The organism is Synechococcus sp. 'PEA 65AY6A-5F PE A' (assembly GCF_047462575.1).
In the GTDB taxonomy this organism is placed as follows: Bacteria; Cyanobacteriota; Cyanobacteriia; order Thermostichales; family Thermostichaceae; genus Thermostichus.
The window spans coordinates 1-20,930 of record NZ_JAOALE010000044.1; the positions used below are offsets into that span (position 1 = coordinate 1).

17 protein-coding genes, 1 tRNA gene and 1 pseudogene are annotated in these 20,930 nt (G+C 61.0%); 8 read left to right on the top strand and 11 right to left on the bottom strand.

The window, feature by feature from the left end; translation table 11 throughout:
* Positions 1-163 precede the first annotated feature (163 nt).
* Complete coding sequence (locus GG26_RS12060; RefSeq protein WP_049749717.1) at positions 164-1,117, bottom strand: RluA family pseudouridine synthase; 954 nt, start codon at positions 1,115-1,117, stop codon at positions 164-166.
* 312 nt (positions 1,118-1,429) lie between these two features.
* Here GG26_RS12060 and ppsA point away from each other — a divergent pair, with 312 nt between their 5' ends.
* Positions 1,430-3,889 (top strand): phosphoenolpyruvate synthase, encoded by a 2,460-nt coding sequence (gene ppsA / locus GG26_RS12065; protein WP_414390846.1) that lies wholly within the window; start codon positions 1,430-1,432, stop codon positions 3,887-3,889.
* 69 nt (positions 3,890-3,958) lie between these two features.
* A complete protein-coding gene (locus tag GG26_RS12070; protein WP_099812373.1) occupies positions 3,959-5,218 on the top strand; it encodes a dihydrolipoamide acetyltransferase family protein in 1,260 nt (419 codons plus the stop codon).
* A 4-nt stretch (positions 5,219-5,222) separates the two neighbouring features.
* Here GG26_RS12070 and GG26_RS12075 read toward each other — a convergent pair whose 3' ends face one another.
* Positions 5,223-5,576 carry a rhodanese-like domain-containing protein gene (locus tag GG26_RS12075; RefSeq protein WP_099812372.1) on the bottom strand — a complete coding sequence of 118 codons (354 nt, stop codon included), beginning with the start codon at positions 5,574-5,576 and terminating at the stop codon, positions 5,223-5,225.
* A 336-nt stretch (positions 5,577-5,912) separates the two neighbouring features.
* Between GG26_RS12075 and GG26_RS12080 the strand changes: the two genes are divergently transcribed.
* Positions 5,913-7,466, top strand: a complete 1,554-nt coding sequence (locus tag GG26_RS12080) for a right-handed parallel beta-helix repeat-containing protein (protein ID WP_414390851.1) — start codon at positions 5,913-5,915, stop codon at positions 7,464-7,466.
* Between the two features lie 335 nt (positions 7,467-7,801).
* On the opposite strand, the gene ndhI is transcribed toward GG26_RS12080, so the two are convergent.
* The 4 genes from ndhI to GG26_RS12100 form a co-directional block, all read right to left on the bottom strand.
* Positions 7,802-8,434: an NAD(P)H-quinone oxidoreductase subunit I gene (gene ndhI / locus GG26_RS12085; protein ID WP_414390854.1), complete on the bottom strand. Its 633-nt coding sequence runs from the start codon at positions 8,432-8,434 to the stop codon at positions 7,802-7,804.
* 35 nt (positions 8,435-8,469) lie between these two features.
* Positions 8,470-9,591: an NADH-quinone oxidoreductase subunit NuoH gene (nuoH, locus tag GG26_RS12090; RefSeq protein ID WP_011429639.1), complete on the bottom strand. Its 1,122-nt coding sequence runs from the start codon at positions 9,589-9,591 to the stop codon at positions 8,470-8,472.
* 61 nt (positions 9,592-9,652) lie between these two features.
* Positions 9,653-9,856 carry a hypothetical protein gene (locus GG26_RS12095; RefSeq protein WP_011429640.1) on the bottom strand — a complete coding sequence of 68 codons (204 nt, stop codon included), beginning with the start codon at positions 9,854-9,856 and terminating at the stop codon, positions 9,653-9,655.
* A 30-nt stretch (positions 9,857-9,886) separates the two neighbouring features.
* On the bottom strand, positions 9,887-11,071 hold the full coding sequence (locus GG26_RS12100) for an NAD(P)H-quinone oxidoreductase subunit H (protein WP_011429641.1): 1,185 nt from the start codon (positions 11,069-11,071) through the stop codon (positions 9,887-9,889).
* A 167-nt stretch (positions 11,072-11,238) separates the two neighbouring features.
* Here GG26_RS12100 and GG26_RS12105 point away from each other — a divergent pair, with 167 nt between their 5' ends.
* The gene (locus GG26_RS12105) at positions 11,239-11,556 is read left to right on the top strand and encodes a DUF3288 family protein (protein WP_011429642.1); all 318 of its coding nucleotides are present in this window, start codon (positions 11,239-11,241) and stop codon (positions 11,554-11,556) included.
* A 91-nt stretch (positions 11,557-11,647) separates the two neighbouring features.
* Here GG26_RS12105 and GG26_RS12110 read toward each other — a convergent pair whose 3' ends face one another.
* Together GG26_RS12110 and GG26_RS12115 are read right to left on the bottom strand one after the other, a co-directional pair.
* Positions 11,648-12,205: a carboxymuconolactone decarboxylase family protein gene (locus GG26_RS12110; protein WP_011429643.1), complete on the bottom strand. Its 558-nt coding sequence runs from the start codon at positions 12,203-12,205 to the stop codon at positions 11,648-11,650.
* Positions 12,206-12,278: 73 nt separating this feature from the next.
* Positions 12,279-12,530 carry a hypothetical protein gene (locus tag GG26_RS12115; RefSeq protein WP_011429644.1) on the bottom strand — a complete coding sequence of 84 codons (252 nt, stop codon included), beginning with the start codon at positions 12,528-12,530 and terminating at the stop codon, positions 12,279-12,281.
* Between the two features lie 71 nt (positions 12,531-12,601).
* Here GG26_RS12115 and ureG point away from each other — a divergent pair.
* The 4 genes and pseudogenes from ureG to GG26_RS12135 all read left to right on the top strand — a co-directional run bounded on the left by ureG (position 12,602) and on the right by GG26_RS12135 (position 15,725).
* Positions 12,602-13,244, top strand: a pseudogene (gene ureG / locus GG26_RS12120) (urease accessory protein UreG).
* Positions 13,241-14,044 carry an urease accessory protein UreD gene (locus GG26_RS12125; protein ID WP_099812369.1) on the top strand — a complete coding sequence of 268 codons (804 nt, stop codon included), beginning with the start codon at positions 13,241-13,243 and terminating at the stop codon, positions 14,042-14,044. The pseudogene ureG and the gene GG26_RS12125 overlap by 4 nt, the downstream one beginning before the upstream one ends.
* Positions 14,045-14,081: 37 nt before the next feature.
* Positions 14,082-15,596 (top strand): hypothetical protein, encoded by a 1,515-nt coding sequence (locus GG26_RS12130; protein WP_414390860.1) that lies wholly within the window; start codon positions 14,082-14,084, stop codon positions 15,594-15,596.
* 49 nt (positions 15,597-15,645) lie between these two features.
* Positions 15,646-15,725 (top strand) — tRNA-Leu (locus GG26_RS12135).
* A 324-nt stretch (positions 15,726-16,049) separates the two neighbouring features.
* On the opposite strand, the gene GG26_RS12140 is transcribed toward GG26_RS12135, so the two are convergent.
* The 3 genes from GG26_RS12140 to purU all read right to left on the bottom strand — a co-directional run bounded on the left by GG26_RS12140 (position 16,050) and on the right by purU (position 20,597).
* The gene (locus GG26_RS12140; protein WP_414390863.1) at positions 16,050-17,792 is read right to left on the bottom strand and encodes an ArnT family glycosyltransferase; all 1,743 of its coding nucleotides are present in this window, start codon (positions 17,790-17,792) and stop codon (positions 16,050-16,052) included.
* A gap of 426 nt (positions 17,793-18,218) precedes the next feature.
* Entirely contained in the window at positions 18,219-19,658 is a 1,440-nt protein-coding gene (gene ftsY / locus GG26_RS12145; protein WP_414390866.1) for a signal recognition particle-docking protein FtsY, read from the bottom strand.
* Positions 19,659-19,748: 90 nt separating this feature from the next.
* A complete protein-coding gene (purU, locus tag GG26_RS12150) occupies positions 19,749-20,597 on the bottom strand; it encodes a formyltetrahydrofolate deformylase (protein WP_099884195.1) in 849 nt (282 codons plus the stop codon).
* Positions 20,598-20,930 lie beyond the last annotated feature (333 nt).

The following is a 20,930-nucleotide window of genomic DNA, read 5'->3' on the forward strand; positions in this document are numbered from 1 at the left end:
TTCTCTCCTTCCTCTTGAATACCTGTACCCTATTTTAAATTAAAAGGCTGTACTTCCGACTTCTCTAAAGATTTGCTGAAGGCTGAAACTTCTTGGGGACGGGGATCAGCATGAACCCCAATTGGACAGGCTAGACAGAGCGGAGAGCGACCTCTGAGGCTGCCTAGCCGGCCTGGCTGCGCAACTGCCGTAGCAGCCGCTCGAACTCTTCCGGCAGAGGGGCGGTAACCTGCAGCGGCTGGCCGGTGCGCGGGTGGACAAAGGAGAGCTTCCAGGCATGCAGAGCTTGGCCGCTGAGTTTGACGGGGCTGGTTTTGCTCTGGGTGTAGAGGGGATCCCCGACAATGGGCAGGCGCAGGTGGGCGGCGTGCACCCGAATTTGATGGGTGCGCCCGGTCTCCAGCTCAAACTGCATCAGGGTGTAGTTGCCCAGGCGCTCCAGCACCTGCCAGTGGGTTACCGCCGCTCGCCCTTGGCCGGGGGGCACAACCGCCATCTTCTGGCGATCCACCGGGTGGCGGCCAATGGGGGCAGAGATGGTACCTTGGCTTTGGGCTGGCCGGCCAAACACCACCCCTAGGTAGATGCGCCGAGCGGTCTTGGCTTGAATCTGAGCCTGCAGGTGCTGGTGGGCCTGATCGTGTTTGGCGATCACCAGGGCGCCGGTGGTGTCCTTGTCGAGGCGATGGACGATCCCCGGACGCTGCTCGCCGTTGATCCCAGAAAGGCGAGGACAGTGGGCCAGCAGCGCATGCACTAGGGTGCCGCTGGCATGTCCAGGAGCCGGGTGCACCACCAGGCCGCGCGGCTTGTTGATGACAAGCAGATCCTCATCTTCATAGAGGATATCTAAGGGGATCCGCTCCGGCTGCAAGGGGGTGGGGGTGGCCGGCGGGATCCGCACCTCGATTTGATCCCCGGCCTGCAGGGGGCGATCCTTATCCAGGCAGGGCTGGCCGTTCAGCCAAACTTGGCCCTGGCGGATAAGCTGCTGCAGGCGCGAGCGCGACAGCTCCGGCAGTTGTTCTGCCAACCCGCGATCCAGCCGCAAGCCCTGCTGTTTCTCCGTCACTGTCACCCGGCGAATTTCTGCCACTGGATCTCTGGGGTCTTCCATTTGCCCTGTTTCCGCAAACTGCTGCTTTGAAAACATTGTGGCAGAGCGGTTACTTTTGCATTAGATAAAAAAGGTCGAAGATTTGTGGCAACCTTCTCAGATGGATCCTGGCGAGATGGCTTTGTGTCAACCCCTTCTCAGCCTTTTCTAGGGGGTTGCGCCGGGATTTTAACCAGCGGAAAACCCTCAGTACAGTGAGGGTATAGACCCTCAAAGCCAGGCCAGATTCTGGCTGGGGGATGGTTTTTGGCTGCACGTAAGTATTGCAGCCGTGGTTCACATTTGAGTCTGATGGGCATAAGGAGACGGAGCATGTCGGATGGAGCAACGCTGGGATCCCAACTTCAACAGCCCTCTCAACGCCAGCTTGGCTCAGAGCCGCCCTTGGTTGTGCCCCTCACCGAAGTGGGGCTGCGGGACGTGGCCCAGGTGGGCGGGAAAAACGCCTCCTTGGGAGAAATGCTGCAGCAGCTAGCCCCCAAAGGGATCCGCGTGCCCCTGGGGTTTGCCACCACGGCCCATGCCTATCGCCAGTTCATCGCCGCTGCCGGCCTCGAGGAGAAGCTGCGGGAGATCTTCAAAGACCTCGATATCGAGGATGTGCGGAACCTGCGCGAGCGGGGCAAGGCCGCCCGCACCTTGATTTTGCAGACGCCTTTCCCCCCAGAGCTGGAGCAGGCCATTGCCAAGGCCTACCAGGAGCTGTGCGAGCGCTACGGCCCCGATACCGATGTGGCGGTGCGCTCCAGCGCCACCGCCGAAGACCTGCCGGATGCCAGCTTTGCCGGCCAGCAGGAGACCTACCTCAACGTGCACGGGATCAAGGCGGTGCTGCAGGCCTGCCACCGCTGCTTTGCCAGCCTGTTTACCGACCGGGCCATCTCCTACCGCCAGATCAAGGGCTTCGACCACTTCCAGGTGGCCCTCTCGGTGGGGGTGCAGAAGATGGTGCGCTCGGACTTGGCCTGCTCGGGGGTGATGTTCTCCATCGACCCAGAAACGGGCTTTAAAGACGCGGTGCTGATCACCGCCGCCTACGGGCTGGGGGAAAACGTGGTGCAAGGGATCGTCAACCCCGACGAATACGTGGTCTTTAAGCCTACCCTGAAGCAGGGGCTGCGGCCCATCCTCTCGCGCAAGCTGGGCAGCAAGGCCCTGAAGCTGGTCTACGACGAGGAGGGATCCCGTTCCACCAAAAACGTACCCGTCCCCGAGAGCCTGCGCCGGCAATATGCCCTCAAGGACGACGAGATCCTGGAGCTGGCTCGCTGGGCCTGCCTCATCGAAGAGCACTACTCGGCGCTGCGGGGCCGCTTCACTCCCATGGACATCGAGTGGGCCAAAGATGGGATCAGCGGCGAGCTGTTCATCGTCCAGGCCCGCCCTGAGACGGTGCAATCCCAAAAGGCCGCCAACCGCCTCAAGACCTATCGCTTTACCCAGCCGCAGGCCCGCCCAGAACCCCTGGTGCGGGGACGGGCGGTGGGAGAGGCCATTGGCCAGGGCACGGCCCGCGTCATTTTGGATGTGCGCCGCTCGGATCAGTTCCAAGCCGGCGAGGTGCTGGTGACCGAAAAAACGGATCCCGACTGGGAGCCGATCATGAAAAAGGCCAGCGCCATCGTCACCAACCAGGGGGGCAGAACCTGCCATGCGGCCATCATCGCCCGCGAGCTGGGGATCCCGGCCATTGTTGGCTGCGGCAACGCCACGCAAGTGCTCCGCTCCGGCGATCCCATCACCATCTCCTGCGCCGAAGGGGAGGAAGGGCGCGTCTACCCAGGTCTTTTGCCCTATGAAGTTACAGAGATCCCGCTGGAGGAGCTGCCCCGTCCCCGCACCCAACTGATGATGAACGTGGGCAACCCGGAAAAAGCCTTTGGCCTCAGCGAGATCCCTTGCGATGGCGTAGGTCTGGCGCGGCTGGAGTTCATCATTGCCAACCACATCCAGGTGCACCCTCTAGCGTTGGTTCACTACGAGGAGGCGGTCAAGGAGGAGCCGCGCCTGGCAGAGCTCACCGCCCAGTACCCTGACAAGCCGGAGTACTTTGTGGACAAGCTGGCCCAGGGGGTGGCCACCATCGCCGCCGCCTTCTACCCCAAGCCGGTGATCGTGCGGCTGTCGGACTTCAAGAGCAACGAATACGCCCACCTGCTGGGCGGAGCCCGCTACGAGCCCCACGAGGAAAACCCGATGATTGGCTGGCGGGGGGCCTCCCGCTACACCGATCCCCGCTACCGCGACGGCTTTGCGCTGGAGTGCCGGGCCATGAAACGGGTGCGGGACGAGATGGGCCTGGCCAACGTCATCTTGATGATCCCCTTCTGCCGCACCCCCGAAGAGGGACACAGGGTGCTGGAGGAGATGGCCCGCCACGGCCTGGTGCGGGGGGAAAACGGCCTGCAGGTGTACGTCATGTGCGAGCTGCCCAGCAACGTCATCCTGGCCGACGAGTTCTGCCAGATCTTCGACGGCTTCTCCATCGGCTCCAACGACCTCACCCAGCTCACCCTGGGGTTGGACCGCGACTCGGCCCTGGTGGCCCATCTTTTTGACGAGCGCCACGAGGCCGTTAAGCGGCTGATCGCCCAGGTAATCCAGACGGTGAAAAGCCACGGGCGCAAGATCGGCATCTGTGGACAAGCCCCCAGCGACTACCCCGACTTTGCCCGCTTCCTGGTGCAGCAGGAGATCGACTCCATCAGCCTCAACCCCGATTCCCTGCTGAAAACCCTGTTGGTGGTGGCCGAGGCAGAAGCTGGCCGATAGGCCCAGGGGGCGGCGCCGGGATCCCGTCTGCTGGGTTACAATCTTCTCTGCTGTGTTGCCATCCCCGCCATGATCCACGAACTCTCCATGCCGGCCCTCAGCTCCACCATGGAAACGGGCAAGATCGTCGCCTGGCTGAAAAACCCCGGCGACCGGGTGGAGAAAGGGGAAAACATCCTGGTGGTGGAGTCGGACAAGGCGGACATGGACGTGGAGTCCTTCCACAGCGGCATTCTGGCCAGCATCCTCATCCCAGCAGGGGAATCGGCGCCGGTGGGCGCCCCCATCGCCCTCATTGCCGAAACCGAAGCGGAGGTGGCCGAGGCCCAAGAGCGAGCCAAGGCCCTCTCTAAGGGTGCTCTACCGGCAACTGCACCTACTGCAGTCCCCACCCCCACAGTTCAACAGCCAACCCCTGTCCCTGCGGCGATCCCCACCCCCACCCTTCCAACTGGCTCCAACGGGGCCGGATCCCAGCGGATCCTGGCTTCCCCACGGGCGAAAAAATTGGCAGAAAGCCTGGGGATCGACCTGCGCACGGTGCGCGGCTCCGGCCCTGGTGGGCGCATCGTGGCCGAAGATGTGGAGCGGGCTGCAGCTCAGGCCGCCTCTACGCAAGCGGCAGCTCCCCCCCCTGTCTCTGCGGCTGCCCCGTTGGGAGAAGTGGTTCCCTTGAGCACGTTGCAGGCGGCGGTGGTGCGCAACATGAACGCCAGCTTGGGCGTGCCGGTGTTCCACGTCGGCTACACCATCACCACCGACAGCCTGGATCAGCTTTACCAACAGGTGAAGCCCAAAGGGGTAACCCTGACGGCCCTTTTGGTGAAAGCGGTGGCCCTGACCCTAGAAAAGCATCCCCTCCTCAACGCCAGCTACACGGAAAACGGGATCCACTACAAAGCCGAGATCAACATTGCCGTGGCGGTGGCCATGGAAGACGGCGGCCTGATCACCCCTGTGCTCAAGCAGGCCAACCGGACCGATCTCTACGAGATCTCCCGCCGCTGGAAGGATCTGGTGGAGCGGGCGCGGCGCAAGCAACTGCAGCCGGAGGAGTACAACAGCGGCACCTTTACCCTCTCCAACCTGGGCATGTTTGGGGTGGATCGCTTCGACGCCATCCTGCCTCCCAACCAAGGAGCTATTTTGGCCGTCGGCGCTGCTCGCCCCACCGTGGTGGCCACACCAGAAAAAGCCATCGCCATCCGCTCCCAGATGCAGGTCAACCTCACCTGCGACCACCGCGTTATTTACGGCGCCCACGCGGCGGCCTTCTTGCAAGATCTGGCCCAGTTGTTAGAACAAAAGGTGGGATCCCTGACGCTGTAGAAGCTCAATAAGTGGGCAGGCTGGGATCCACCTCAAGAGCCCAGGCGTGGATGCCGCCGCTGATGTTGTAGACCTGGCTGAAGCCGTTGGCCAGCAGCCACTGGCTCACTTGGGCAGAGCGGATGCCGTGGTGGCAGAGGACAAAGGTTGGACAATGGGGATCGAGCTCCCTCAAGATTTGCTCGCGCCACTCTTGGTACTGGCTCAAGGGGTAGTTGCGAAACCCGAGGGCACTGAGATTGGCCAACTCCAACTCGGCCGGTTCCCGCACATCGATGAGTTGCAGAGGGCCAGCCTCGGGATCCCTCAGGCGGGCAGCTAGCTGCTGCGGCGCAACCGAGCGAACGAAAGAGGACATGGCTGACCTGTAACCCTATCTGGACCCGTTCTCAGGATATAGCGGCTCAGCGTCTACCCTGGTCTGCTTGCCATTGTTGCAGGTCGTGGTTGGCCGGCAACCCTTCCTTCAGCAACCCCCTGTCGAGTTACTTGGGGCAGCCCCCCTAGAACTCCAAATTTCTCGAAGAAATTTTAACTGTACTGATTGCGGATCCTCTGCCAAGTTCAATAGGGCAGGGATCCCTTTTGGGAGGCTCTGCTTGAGAGAATTGGATCCCAGGGGTTCATCCGGGCTCTAGGTATCCGCAGTTCTGATAGGCTTGACCGATAGGGACTTGCCAAGGATTTTCCACCGATGAAAGGCCCCCTTTCCACAGACGGCCAAGTATCCCGATCTAGCTGGCGAACCGGTTCCCTCTTGCTGACTCTGTTGGCAGGGATCGCTTTCGGCTGTGGAGGAGGAGGCACGGGCAACTCTCCTCCCCCACCATCGCCAGGTGGTGGGCCCGTCATCCTGCAAGTGGATCCAGCCAAGGGCCCCTTTACCAAGCTGGCCGATGCTGTGGCACAGGCGCAGCGGCTGCAAAATGCCACAGAGGGGCTAGAGGTGCTGATCCAGATTTTGGGGGCGGGCAAGGAGAGGCTAGAGAAGGATCTGGCCTTGGATGGGGGCGACGGCACCAATGGCGGGCGGATTCGGATTACCAGCTCCACAGCTTATGAGATCCTGGCCGGGTTGTTCGACGTGATCGTAGCCAGCCAAACCAGCCTGCAAGGGGTGGAGGTGGTGTTGGAAGGCGGAAGGGTGCAGGTCAACGGTGGCACCTTTCAGCCGAGCAAGGTTACCCTCAACGACCCCCGCTCCAACATCTTGGTCAACGGCAACGCTGCCGTTTTGGAGGGAGCTTTAAACCAATTGGCCCAGATTTTTTGCCGGCAATTTTTGGATCCCTGTGTGCAGATCTCTGGGAATGGCCGGGTCAGCCGTGTCTCGCCGATTGTCAGTAAAACGGGTGGTGTGGGCATAGGCACTGTGCCGGGCAGCAATCCCATCCTTGAAAACAACACAATTCTCCTGCAGGCTTTGGGGGCTTTGGCCGTTCGCTATAGCGACAACTCTGGCGGGATCTTCCGCAACAACCAAATCGAAGGGGATCCACCCACAGCTGGAGCTGGCTTGGTACTGCAGGCGCGGCAAGCAAGTACGAGTGGCACTACCGGGATTCAGCTGGATGGGGCAGGCTCAATTCCATCCATTCAATCCAACCAGATCGGCGTGGGCAGGATAGCCGGCAGTGTCGGCATTCGTATTTTGCAGGGAACCCAGGCCCGCACCATTTCCGGGAATACGTTCCTAGCTCGGGGCGAGGGCGTGGGAGTGGCAATTCAGGCGGCCCCCGGCACCCCAGATGCGGTAGTCGCAGCCTACCTGGCTGGCAATACTTTCCAAGGAAACTTTGCTCAGAGGGTCACTGGGGAACCTGCGCCCACGCCAACTCCTACACCGACACCCTCTCCCACCCCCACTCCTAAACCGACACGCTCTCCCACCCCCACTCCTGGACCGACACCTCCAGCCATTCAAGTTACCTTGAGTTGGAACACCATCGATGACCTTGACCTGTATGTGACGGGTCCCAGGGGGCAGACCGTGTTTGATAGGGGTAGGAACGCCAATGCCCGCTGTTCTGACGTAACCCAAAATCCTGTGGAGAATGTCTTTTCGACTTCCACCCCGCCCTCAGGGATATACTACATCTTGGTGGAATTGTCCCAGCGCTGCACCTCATCAACTGATCCCATTCCCTTTACCGTAACGGTTCGCAAGAGCGGAATCGTCAGGCGGACTTTTGAAGGCTCGGTCTCATCCACTGACAGTGTGCGTGAGTTTATGTTTTCCTTCCCCTGAAGTTAGCCAAGGCTGGCAGCCATCTGCCCTGCCCACGTATGGCCATTTTGGTTCAGACTAGGACACCACACCTATATACTCATACTCAGATCTTTGATTGCAGATCGCAGGGTTCAGAAGACCTTATTTCTGCGCCCCAGGCATCTCCTTCCCACTAAGGACAGCTCCAACTTCGCGGCCTCGACGCTTTTTCTGGCCATCACCTTGCGGCAGCGGGCGATGCTGGAAAGCAGTCCCACAAGTTCAAACAGTCACATCCCCTGGGAAAGGGGCTAGGGGTGGCGGACAGCGGCGCGGAGCGCTTTGCGTCAGCATGAGTGCGGGAGTATGTCACGCTATTCCGCAGCAGCCTTGGCTGCTTTCGCTTCGGCTTCCTTAGCAGCTTTGGCCGCTCTCATTTCCGCCAGAATCTCCTCCGGTCGCTTCCCAGCTCGCTGGGATCCAGGGGGCAGGTCGTGCGGGTCAATAACCCCCTTGGGCAGATAGGCAAACTCCCGCAGAGGTGTCACCATTGGATCCTCTGTTACTTTGGAAGGCAGGCGACCTAGCGCCACCTGATGGTAGTTCAGCTCGTGGCGGTCGTAGGTGGCTAGCTCATAATCTTCGGTAACCGAGAGGCAGTTGGTGGGGCAAAACTCTACGCAGTTGGCGCAGAAAATGCATACCCCAAAATCGATGCTGTAGCTGTAGAGCTCTTTTTTCTTCAGCTCGGTGTTGTAGACCCAGTCCACCACGGGCAGGTCGATGGGGCAAACCCGAACACAGATTTCACAGGCAATACACTTATCAAACTCAAAATGGATACGTCCCCGAAAGCGCTCGGAAGGGATCAGCTTCTCAAAGGGGTACTGAACAGTCACGGGCCGGCGGTTCATGTGGTCGAAGACGACCCCCATCCCCTGGCCAATGTACTTAGCAGCCTTGAAGGCATCGCTTACGTATTCGCCAACGCGCTTTAGAAAAGTCATGACCTATTTCCTCTCCCTTGCTGCTTCTACTTTCATTAACCCCCGAAAAAAGTTGGGAAGGCCAGCTTCAAAGCTGCCGTCAACAGCAAATTGACAAACGAGACGGGCAGCAGAAATTTCCACCCCAAATCCAACAGCTGGTCAATGCGCACCCGCGGCAGGGTCCAGCGCAAGAGGATGGCCAAAAACACAAAGATAAAAGCCTTGACCATCGTCATGAGAATGCCCAACACCGCCGCGCCGATCTGCAAAAAGGGGTTGTCCAACGGGATCCCGAGCCAGGCGGCAATTGTTTCCACCGGCACCACAAACGACCAGCCGCCCAAGTACAACACCGCCGCAATGAGAGAGGCCAGCAGCAAGTTGGCGTAGGATCCCAGGTAAAACAGGGCAAATTTCATGCCGGAGTACTCCGTCTGGTAGCCGGCCACCAGCTCCTCTTCGGCTTCCGGCAAATCAAAGGGGATCCGTTCGGTTTCCGCCAGCGCCGAGATCAGGAAAATGACAAAGCCAATCGGCTGCCGCCACACGTTCCAACTGAGGATCCCCAGCCCACTCTGCTGCTCCACGATCCCCACGGTGTCCAGGCCGTTGCTCATCAGCACCACCGCCAGCACCGACAAGGCCAAGGGCAGTTCGTAGCTAATTGACTGGGCCGCCGCCCGCAGCCCCCCCAGCAGAGAATACTTGTTGTTGGAGCCGTAGCCCGACATCAACAGGCCGATGGGCTGCACGCTGGAGGTGGCGATCAAGAAAAACACCCCGATGGCGATGTTGGAGATCAATAGGTTCTGGCCGAAGGGAACCACCAGATAACACAAAAAGACCGGCAGGAAAACCAGGATCGGCCCCAGCGTGAACAAAACTGGGTCGGCCAAGCTGGGCAGCACATCTTCCTTCGTCAAGAGCTTGATGCCATCGGCAATCGGGATCAGTACCCCCTGTGGCCCGGCCATGTTGGGGCCAATCCGCTGCTGGGCCGCCGCCGAGATCTTCCGCTCTAGCCAGGTCATGACCATCACTCCTAAGGTGGCGGCGATGACCATGAGCAACATGGGCAAAGGTACCCACAAAGCGTGGGCAGCGCCTGGGCTCAGGCCCAAGTTTTGCAGGGCTGTTTCAAAACCAAGCTGTAGGTCAATGCCGGCGGTTGTCATGGGGTTGAGTGGCTCCCTAGAGACGGTGAGTCAAAAAAGGCACTGGAGTCTGTGGATCTAACTAGGCTTTGCCGTTGGGATCCGACTGAGGGGGACGGTGGCGGCGGCGCAGCTCCTGCTGAATGATGGCCTGCAGGCGGGCGTCGGATAACTCTTCGGCGCGGCGGCGCCTTTCTTCTTGGTACTTGGCCCATTGCTTGGGACCGATAATCGCGGCAATAGTTACGACAATCAGGAGCGGCAGAAGCAAGATCGCCCAGGCCATCGCCCTTGTCCTCCCTTTCCTACGAGTATCTTAGCGATCCACCTCCCCCATAATGATGTCGATGCTGCCCAAGATGGCGATCATGTCGGCCACCTTCATGCCGCGAATGAGCTGAGGCAACACCTGCAGGTTGACAAAGCCGGGTGGACGGATCTTCCAGCGCCACGGACAGACGTTGTCGTCGCCGACGATGTAAATGCCCAGCTCCCCTTTGGCGCTCTCCACCCGTACGTAGGCCTCTCCTTTGGGGATCTTGAAGTTGGCCGAGGGCTTTTTGCTGATGAACTGGTAGTCGCCCTTGTTCCACTCCGACTTTGGCCCCTCCAGCATGCGCTTGGCTTCCAGATTTTCAAAGGGGCCACCGGGCAGGGCCTTCACCGCCTGCTGCACAATTTTGCAGGACTCGCGCATCTCCTTCATGCGCACTCGATAGCGGGCCAGGCAATCCCCCTCTGGGTAAACCGCCACCTCCCAGTCGAAGTCGTCGTAGCACTCGTAGTGATCCACCTTGCGCAGATCCCAGTTGACGCCGCAGGCCCGCAGCATGGGCCCAGACAGGCCCCAGTTGATGGCATCTTGCTTGGAGATGACCCCTATCCCTTCCAGCCGCCGGCGGAAGATGGGGTTGTCGGTAACCAGCCGCTCGTACTCATCTACCTTGGGCAGGAAGTACTCGCAAAAATCGAGGCATTTTTCCGTCCAGCCGTAGGGCAGATCCACCGCCACGCCCCCGACGCGGAAGTAGTTGTTGTTGATGAGGCGCATGCCGGTGACGGCTTCAAACAAATCCAAGATCCACTCCCGCTCCCGCATGGCGTAGAGGAAGGGGGTTTGGGCGCCCAGGTCGGCCAAGAAGGGGCCAAACCAGAGCAGGTGGTTGGTGATGCGGGTCAGCTCCAACATGATCACCCGCAGGTAGCTGGCCCGCCGGGGCACCGGGATCCCAGCCAGTTTCTCGACGGCGTTGACGGTGATGGCCTCGTTGAACATGCCGGCACCGTAGTCCCAGCGGGAGACGTAGGGCAGGTACTGCACCACGGTGCGGTTTTCGGCAATTTTTTCCATGCCGCGGTGCAGATAGCCAATCACCGGCTCGCAGTCGACGATGTTTTCGCCATCGAGGGTGACCAGCAGGCGCAAGACCCCGTGCATAGAAGGATGGTGCGGCCCAAAGTTGAGCAGCATCCGGTCAGTACGGGTCTCGATCATGGGCATGGGCATGGCCGCCGCCTCCGCAACTGAAGAATGTTTATGGTCTGCAACATTTGCAGTATAGCGGCTTTCCCGCGGTTCCTCGAGCTCTCGGGCCATCAGGGATCCCAATTCTTGCTATTGAGGAGCTCTTGATGACTCAGCTAACGTGAAAAAAAGGAGGGAGAGCAATGGCTGGTTCCCCTACAAACAGCTCCTCTCGACGGGAGCAGCAGCATCCGCAATACGACACCGATCGGGCTCTTCTCAACGAGCTGATGGCCCAAGTGCAGGAGAGCCCCCCCTCGGATTGGGTGCTGGCCGAAGTGGCCCGTCTGCGCATCCGCTACCACGGCTTTCCCGGCGCCTGGGATCTGCAGCGGGATTTGGATCAGATCTTGGAACAGTGGGGCCTGAGCGAAGAGGAGCTGTTTGCCCGCACCCGCCAGATCCACGCCCGCGGCCAGGTCTACGGCCGCAGCTTCAGTACACGGGATGACTGGGCCTAGGCAGCAGCCTTTATGGAAGGGTGTCTATCCTTCTGCCCCCTTTTTTGGCAAAAGAGGGGAGTTCCTCCATCCTTCATCAGCACCTGGGAAACTAGGAAGCCTGGAGCTGCTCGGCAAAGATGGGATCCAGAGGCACATCCAAAGCGGCGATGACCTTGGTCCAGAAGTTCATAAAGCCAATCCAGGCCGAGAGCTCCACCAGATCTTCGTCTGACCAAATGGTTTTGAGGCGGGCAAAGAAGCTGTCGGTCACCACCATGCTGGGCACGGTCATGCGCTCGGCGTACTCGATGGCCAGCTTCTCGGCTTCGGTGTAGAGGGCGCTGGTGCGGGCCTGGGCCACCGCGGCAATTTTGGCCGGGGAGGCGCCGTGTTTTTGCGCCTGCAGGGTGTGGTAGGGCAGGCAGTAGTGGCGGCAGCCGTTGATCTGGGCAATGCGGATGCTGACCAGCTCTTTTAGCTCCTCGGGCAGGTTGGGGTTGTCGGTGTGCAGCGCTCCGTACAGGTTCATCACCGCCCGCATCAGCTGCGGCTTGTGGGCCATTACCTGTAGCGGGTTGAGGGCGGTGCCATAGGTTTTTTCTAGGCTTTCGTAAACCTTCTGCAGTTGCTTGTCGGCTTTTTCCGGAGGAACAGGAGGGATCCGCATGGATGATCTATAAAAAATTGCAGCATTCTCGACTTTAGCGCGTTTGGGGGATATCTCCTCCTGCCCGCCACAACTAATTGCCCAAGGACTGCTCGAGGGCTTCTACCTGCTGTTGGGTAGCTGTAGCCCCTTGGTTGAGGGTTTGCTGGAGCTGTTCCCGCGATTGGTAGATCTGCAGCGGCCCTCCCTGGGGGATCCCTTGCTGGGCGGCTTCTGGGCTGGCCTGCTCTGGACTTGGCTCTGAACTGAGCGGGTTGCGGTAGAGCCGGTTCACCACCAGAAAGCCCACCAGCACTACGGCAGTTGCCACCAAAAGTCGAACCATACCCGGATCCCTTGCAAGCGTCTAGTTCTAGAATGCCCAAGAAGAGTATCAGGTATCAGAGGTCGGGCAAAATGGCGCAGACTGCTCAGCCGGTGCGGGTTGGCATTGGCGGCCCGATGGGATCCGGGAAGACCGCCCTGGTGGAAAAGCTCTGTCTGGCACTGCGGGATCCCTTGTCTTTGGCCGTGGAGACTAATATACCCGCGAAGATGCCGAGTTTTTGGTGCGGGCCAAGGCGCTGGCGGCGGAGCGGATCATCGGCGTGGAGACCGGCGGCTGTCCCCACACGGCCATTCGGGAAGACGCCTCCCTCAACCTCGATGCCATTCAGGAGCTGGAGCGCCGCTTCTGTCCCCTGAATCCCATCTTGGTGGAATCGGGAGGGGATAACTTGGCGGCCACCTTCAGCCCAGAGCTGGTGGATGCCTGCATCTATGTTATTGATGTGGCCGAAGGGGACAAGATCCCGCGCAAGGGGGGCCGGGGATCACCCGCTCCGACCTGCTGGTGATCAACAGGATCGACCTGGCGCCCTATGTGGGGGCGGACTTGGGGGTGATGGAACGGGATGCCCGCCGCATGCGGGGAGACAGGCCCTTTGTCTTTACCAACCTGCGCACGGGCGAGGGACTGGATCAGATCCTGAGCTGGCTGAAGCGGGAGGTGCTCTTTTGCCCCATCCAGGCTAACTCCCCCTCTGTAAGCCGCCTGTGACCTTCGGCAAGGCCCTCTTGAAGATCAGCCGCCAAGGCGAACATGCCCGCATTTGGGAGTATTCTCAGGCCCCCCTGCAATGGCTGGGATCCCCCGGTGAGCCGCCCCTCTATTACCTGCGCAACCCCAACGGCGGCCTGCTGGGCGGGGATCGCCACCGCATCGCGATCGAGCTGGGGGCAGGCGCAGGGCTGGCAATTCGCACCCAGGGGGCAACCCGCCTCCACCCCGGCCTGATCCGGCAACAGGCCAAGGTCAAGCTGGCCCCCACCAGCCAACTGATCTGGATCCCTCACCCGACCATTCCCGGCGCAGGAGCAGACTTCCGCCAACAGGTGCAGATCGAGCTGGATCCCAGTGCCCGCCTGGCCTATGCCGAGATCTGGACGGCTGGGCGGCTGGCCATGGGGGAATGCTGGCAGTTTCGGCGCCTTTCCAGCAGCTTGCGGGTTTGGGTCGCTGCCGGGAGCCCATCTGCTAGCCGCCAGAAAAAGCTCTGGCTGCAAGAACACATCGATCTCCGCTTTCCCCACCAGCATGTCTCCACCGCGTCGGTGCTGGGATCCCATCTCTGCTGGGGATCCCTGTATTTGCTGGGGGACTGGCCGGAACCCACTTGGCCGACCGTTCACGTCAGCGGGACAGAATCCCCACACTGGCTGGTCAAGTCTCCGGATCCCGTCTGTCAGGGCTGGATCCTGCGCCAGGTGGGGCCACAGGCAGAGGCCATCTGGCAGCAGTTCGGCCAGGTTGTGCAACAGCTTGCCGCGGCCCAGAGAAGCTCAAGCCAGGGGTGGTAGGCTAGGGCTGGCTTCACCCGACCCGTTGCCCGAGATCATGAACGCGGCCCGACGCATTATCAAACGTTCTGTTCGCAAGGGACGAAGTCGCTGGCTGCTCCTCTACGAAAGAGGAATGGCTCTGCTGGCCCTGGGCAACCTGTGCTGGGTGCTCTTCGACATGAGCTATGTGCCTGGGCGAGATTTTTGGCTCCAGGGTCGGGTGCAAATTTTTGGCGCCTTTGGTCCTCCCATTCCGCTGCCGATTCTCTCCGAAGAAACCAGCCGCTCCCCGGTAACCGACCTGTATGACCCGGTGAAAGGCATTGAGCCCAACCCGGAAACCCAGCGCTACTTGGCCCTGGTGGATGAGCTGCGCCAGGTCACCCTGCGCTTTGGGGTGGAGTCGGAAGCGGCAGCGCCGCTCCTGGCCCGCTTGCGGCAACTGAGCGACGAGATGATCGAGACCAACCCCTTTCAGGCCGCCAACAAAACCGGCCAGTTTGTGCGCATCCTCAACTTGATGCGGGAGCACATCCCCGGAGCCGACTCGGCCAGGGCCGCCTTCGCCCGCTTCTGGACTGCCGAATACTTGGCCAGCGTCGATCCCAAAGACGGGATCGAATTTTTCCAGGCCCGGCTGCGCCCCCTCTTCGAGACCAACTACTCCCGCCCCATCGGCGAGAGCGGCAGCCCCGTGGACTTTTTTCCGCTGCTGGATTTTCCCTTTGTGTTGCTGTTTGGGCTGGAATTTGTCCTGCGCACGGTGGCCATCAGCCGCCGCTACACCGGCGTCAATTGGCTGGATGCCATGCTCTGGCGCTGGTACGATGTGCTGCTGCTGTTGCCCTTTTGGCGCTGGCTGCGGGTGATCCCCGTCACCATCCGGCTGGGACAGGCGCAGTTGCTGGATCTGGAGCGGGTCCGGGCCCAGGTAAGCCAGGGCTTTGTCACCAACTTCGCCGAAGACCTGACCGAGGTCATCGTCGTGCGGGTGATCAACCAAATCCAGGCATCCATCCAGCGGGGATCCCTGCCCCTGCTGCCGGCAGCCGATCCCTCCCGCAGCTACATCGACCTCAACGAGATCAACGAGCTGGAAGCCATTGCCAACCTGGTTTTTCGCACCGTCCTCTACCGCGTCTTGCCCCAGGTTCAGCCGGAGGTGGAGCAATGGCTCCGCTACAACCTGGATGGCCTGCTCAAACAACTCCCCGCCCTGCAAACCCTGGAACGGCTGCCCGGCCTCGGATCCCTGCCCAGCCAACTGACGGAGCGCCTGGCCGGCGAGCTGACCACCACCACCTACAAAGCCTTGACCAACAGCTTCGAGGATCCCGTCGGCTCCAAGCTGGTGGCCCAACTGTTGCGGCGATTTGGCGAAGTCTTGGCAGGTGAACTTACCCAGCAACATGCTCTGGATGAGATCCGCTCCCTGCTGCAAGACTTGCTGGAAGAGATCAAGATCAACTACGTAGAGCGCCTCTCCCAGGAAGATCTGGAGGAGGTGATGGAGCAAACCCGCAAGCTGCGGCAAAAAGCCCAGCAACTCGAGCAAGCCCGCGGCGCGTAGGGGTGGTTGACGAGGTTTCGCCGGTTCAGTAGGATAATGGTTCAAGCCTGGGCGAGTGGCGGAACTGGTAGACGCACCGCACTCAAAATGCGGCGGGAAACCGTGTCGGTTCGAATCCGACCTTGCCCATGGCAAAGCGACTCTAGCCTTGGCGTTTGCTCTTGAGAAGGAGCTGCCTCCATCGACAGGATCCCACTCCGGCAACTGGCTTTTCCGAGCTGCGTAAACTACCCGGCTCCGACCGCCCCCCCTTCCCTCCCAACCCCCCGTATACGGGGGGCAGGGGGATTGAGGGGGGTACAGTGCGGGGCTGCTGCGGCTTCTAGCTGAGGGGTTCCGGTTAGATGGCAGCCCAGAAGCCTGCAAAGCCGTGAAGGGTACCTTGCCGATTGCCTGGGGAACCTGGGCTCCTTTGGGGGATGGCAAGCTGGCGGTGGCCTTTGGGGTCTTTTGCTAGGGAGAGGGAGAAAGCTCCCCGCCGGCTGATCCCAAGCGGCGCACCAGTTGCCAACCCTCTACCTCGGCCAAAGGCTGCAGCCCCAAATCCTGGAGCGATAGCTGCTGAGCTTGGACGGGAGAGACCCACAGGTAATCCCCATGTTCTCCTGCTTGCAGGGCGGCGTCATCCACCCATCGCCCTGGGTTGGGGGTGTAAAAGGCGATGGCCTGGGCCTGACAGACATCTGGCAGACCACTGCGGCCAATGTCCACTACGGGGAAATCGCCCTTGTCAGAGCCCAGCATCTGTTTCCAGTCCAGCTGGGCAAAGGCAGGATTGAAATTGCCGAAGTCAGGCCGCAGGACAATGCTGACCAGGGCAAGGATGCTGGCAGCTAGGAGCGTGCCTACCCAGAGTTCGCCGGCATAGTGCAGCACCCGCCGCCAGCTCCAGATTGCCGGCAAGAGCAGATACAACAGGCCGATTGCCACCAACGACCAGGCATGGGGTTGGAGCAGCTCCAGTCCCTCGACGTCCCGCCTGACGGCCACCCCCAAACCCAAAAGCAGCGTCCCCACCGCCGCCAGCCCCCAGGAGAGCACCTGGGCTAGGGGGGGTTTGTTTCGCCGAGAACCTCGTCCCGCTGTTGCCACCGAGCCGGTGCGGAGCGGAAACGGCAGAGCTTGATCGAGGACTACCCCCGCCAGGAGAGCTAGCCAGGGATAGAGCTGTACCGTGTAGTAGGGCGTTTTGGTGGGATAGAGCTGCAAGAGCAAAAACAGCAGCAGGGGGAAAGACCAAACCAGCAGGGTGGATCCCGGCTTTTGCCGCAGCAGCAGCCAGCCTCCCACCAAGGCCAAAACTGTCCAAGGGAAGCCATGGATCGGGATGTGCCAAAAGTAATACCAGCCGGTGGCATCGGCATGGAAGGGTTCTTGCCCCAGATCCCACACCTTCCCCACCAAAGCAGCTAACACCTTTGGGCCGTGCACCCCTACAGCCGGCACTAGCCACAGGCCAAAGATCCCCAAGCCCAGGCCAATTGCCAGCCAAAATTGGGCAGATCCCAGCCAGTGCCGCCGCTGCTGCCACAGGTAGGGGATCACCGCTGCCGCCGGCACTAGGATCATGGCGCTTTTCATCAACAGGCCCAGCCCAAAGGCCGCCCCCGTCAGCCAGAACCAGCGTCGGTGGCCGCGGCTGCCGTTGACCAGGGCCAGGATCCCCAAGAGCTCCAGACAGGTCAAGGGCACATCCTGCCCCACCAGCCGCCCCTGCTGCACCCAGAGGTAGCAGAGGGGCAAAACTGCCATGCCCAAGAGGGCCGCCCGGCTTGGCAAAAAGGCCCGCCCAATCCAGCCGATGAGGGGGATGGAAAGCAAAGCCGCCAGGATCCCGGGCAGCCGCGCCGCCCACTCGTTGACACCATAAAGGGCAAAGCTGAGGGCCACGCTCCAGGTGAGCAGAGGGGGTTTCTCGAAAAAAGGCTCCCCCAAAAAAGTCGGCCCCAGCCAGTTGCTCCCCCGCAGCAGCTCGCGGGCCATCTGGGCATAAAAGCTCTCGTCGCAGCCGGCCAAACTGGGATCCGCCCCCGAGAGCACAAACAGCGGCACTGCCAGGCCCATGATCACCAGGCTCAGGCCCCAAAAGGACAGCAGGTGCGGGTCGCGGCGAAACTGCACAAAAGAGCTGGATCCGGGCAGGGATCCCCCGCCAGGAGAACTGCCCAAACGGTTGGGGTTGCCGAAAGGACGCATGAACAAGCCCTCTGGAACGACACCAAGTAGCCGCTCTGACCAGACTAAACTCTGCGACAAGGGATCTGGCCTTTTTTTAGCGCTACGCACCACTGACGCGAAGGGGAAGCTCCAGGGATCCAGAGGCGCTCTCCAGCTTATCTGCCAGACAGGTCAAGCCCTGAAACCAGCATGGGGTTGCAGGTGCAGTTCGACCATAGTAGAAGTTCTCCCCCGTCGGTGAACTCCCAAAACTCAGCCCTGGTGGATCGCAGCTCTTGGCAGATGCTCTCAACAGCCTCGACAACACCGAGGTGGCCACCAGTTCTTGCAGAGCCTCTGCATCCTTCCCGCCCCCACCGGTTTCAGGCGGCGAGGGCGACGCCCAACCCAATTGGGAGCTGTGGGTATCTCGTTCACGGTGGCTCTGCCCAGCAAGGGGCTGCCTCAATACTCACTTAGCAGAGCTTCCACAAACTCGTAGCTGGAAAAAGGCCGCAGGTCCTCCAGCCCTTCGCCGGCGCCGATAAAGCGGATGGGCAAGTGCATCTGCTGGGTAATGGCCAGGGCAATCCCCCCCTTGGCGGTGCTGTCCAGCTTGGTGAGGATGACGCCGGTTAGCTTGGCCACTTCGGCAAACACCTGGGCCTGGCGCAGGCCGTTTTGCCCTTGGGTGGCATCCAAGACCAAGAGGCTTTCCACCTTGGCTTCGGGAGCTTTCTTGTCAATGATGCGGCGGATCTTGGCCAGCTCCTCCATCAGGTTTTTCTTGTTTTGCAGGCGGCCTGCCGTATCCACCAGCAGCAGCTCCGTACCTCTGGCCTTGGCGGCGTTGATGGCATCAAACACCACGGCTGCCGGGTCGGCATTGGGAGACGGGTTGGCGATGACATCCACCCCCGCCCGTTCTGCCCAGATCTTGAGCTGCTCGACGGCAGCAGCGCGGAAGGTATCGGCGGCAGCAATTAGACACTGGTAGCCGGACTGGCGGGCCACATGGGCAATTTTGCCGATGGTGGTGGTCTTGCCCACCCCATTCACGCCGACGATCAGCCAAATGTTGAGCCTGCCCCGCTGCGGCGCAAAGGTGGGATCCCCTACTGTCAGCATCTGGCGCATCTGCTGCTTGAGGTACTTCACCGCCTCCTCGGGGGGCACCACCTCCTCGCGCATGCGTTTTTGCAGGGCCTGGATGATCTGCTCAGTGGCCTCAACTCCCACATCCGCCTGCAGCAGCATCGTCTCAATTGTTTCGACCGCCTCTTGATCAAGAGGCCCCCGGCCTATTAGAGCCTTTAACTGGTTGATCAGGTTGAGGCGGGTTTTGCCCAAGCCTCGCCGCAGCTTTTGCAGCCAGGAGATCTCTTCTACGGAGATCTCTTCGGGCTTGCGCCCTTGGGCTGCCAGGATCTCGGCTGACCAGCGAAAGCCCTCGTCGAAAACCACCTCTTCCGCCGCCGGCTCTGGGGGCGGGGCAGCCACGGCTGCCGCCATTGGCTCCGGTTCCTCCACAGCGGTTGCCTTTAGGGCTTGCAGGCGCTCGGCAGCACGGGGGGCCAGATCAAAGAAGGAGGCCGCAGCAGCCGACTGCTCAGGAGGCGATGGGGGAGAGACTGCCTCAGTTGCTGCAACTGCTGGGGCAGAGCCCTCGCTTGCAGGCGATTCTGCTGCAGGGGTGGCTGGGGAGACAACCTTTGCTTGAGTGGCTTGGGCAGCAGCTCGCGCTTTCAGGTTGGCATAGGCGGCCTTGGCAAAAGCCAAATAGTCCTCCGGCGACATCGCTGCCGACTCTGCCGCTGGGGGAGGCGTCGACTCGGCATTTGGGGGAGAAGATTCTGCTTCGCCCTTGAAGTCGGTGTAGCGACGGCGAAACCAATCGAAGGCCATAATCCCACCTCTACTTTTGTTTTCCAGTTTGGCAGAGCAGCTCTCTTTCGGGAGCGCGGCTCTGCAATCCTGGGGAACGGCGCAGCTCCTTCAAGCGAACACCACAGTCTTGTTGTGGTAGACCAGCACGCGATTTTCCAGGTGATAGCGCACGGCCCGGGCCAGGACTAGGCGCTCCATGTCGCGGCCCTTGCGAATGAGGTCGGCTACTGTGTCGCGGTGACTTACCCGCACCACGTCCTGCTCGATGATCGGCCCTTCGTCCAGCTCCTCGGTGGCGTAGTGGGCGGTGGCGCCGATGATCTTGACGCCCCGCTGGTGGGCGCGCTGGTAGGGGTTGGCGCCGGCAAAGGCAGGCAGGGTGGAGTGGTGAATGTTGATCACCGGCGGCGCCTGGCGGAGCAGCCACCCGCTCAGCACCTGCATGTACTTGGCCAAGACCACCAGGTCAATGCGATATTCCTGCAACAGGGCGAGCTGGCGGGCCTCTGCCTCGGCCTTGTTCTCCGGAGAAACAGGGATGTGGTAGTAGTCAATGCCAAAAGAGCGGGCCAGCGGCTCCAAATCGGGATGGTTGCTGATGATCAAAGGAATCTCCGCCAGCAGCTCCCCAGCCCTCTGCCGCCAGATGAGATCCAGCAGACAGTGGGGCTGCTTGCTAACCCACACCGCAATGCGCCGGCGCGTGTCGGAAAAATGCAGCTCCCAGTTGGCCTGGATCCCGCGGGCAATCCCAGAGAAAGCGGGGACAATCTCCGAGCGTTCCAAGCGAAAGCCCTCTAGGTCCCACTCGATGCGGCTCAGGAACAGCCCTGCCTCGAGATCTGTGTGGTGGTCGGCGTGAAGAATGTTGCCGTCGTAACTGTAGATAAAGTTAGAGAGCTTGGCTACCAGCCCTTTTTGATCGGGGCAAGAGACCAACAGGGTGGCCGTGGGCATAGAGGCGCAAAGAGCTCGCCCCTTTACCCTAGGGCCTGGATCGGTCTCCGAGCAAGCACCCCTGGCCAAGGGGTTTCAGTCCTGTCGGTTGATCTCCTGCAACAACCAGGGATCCACCGGCCGACCATCCCAACGCCTGAGGTCGATGCGAATCCCCATCGTCGCCGAGGAGCCGGCAGGGGGCAGCTCCTGGTGAGATCTCGGAGTCGGAGGGGTTTTGGCCGTGTTGCCGCAGCCCGGCTGCTACCTCCGCCGGAGCAAAACGAACAGGTGCGTGATCTCCATCAGAACCTCCGGGGTACTCCCGCCACAGCGCAGCTTGGCGGGATGGAG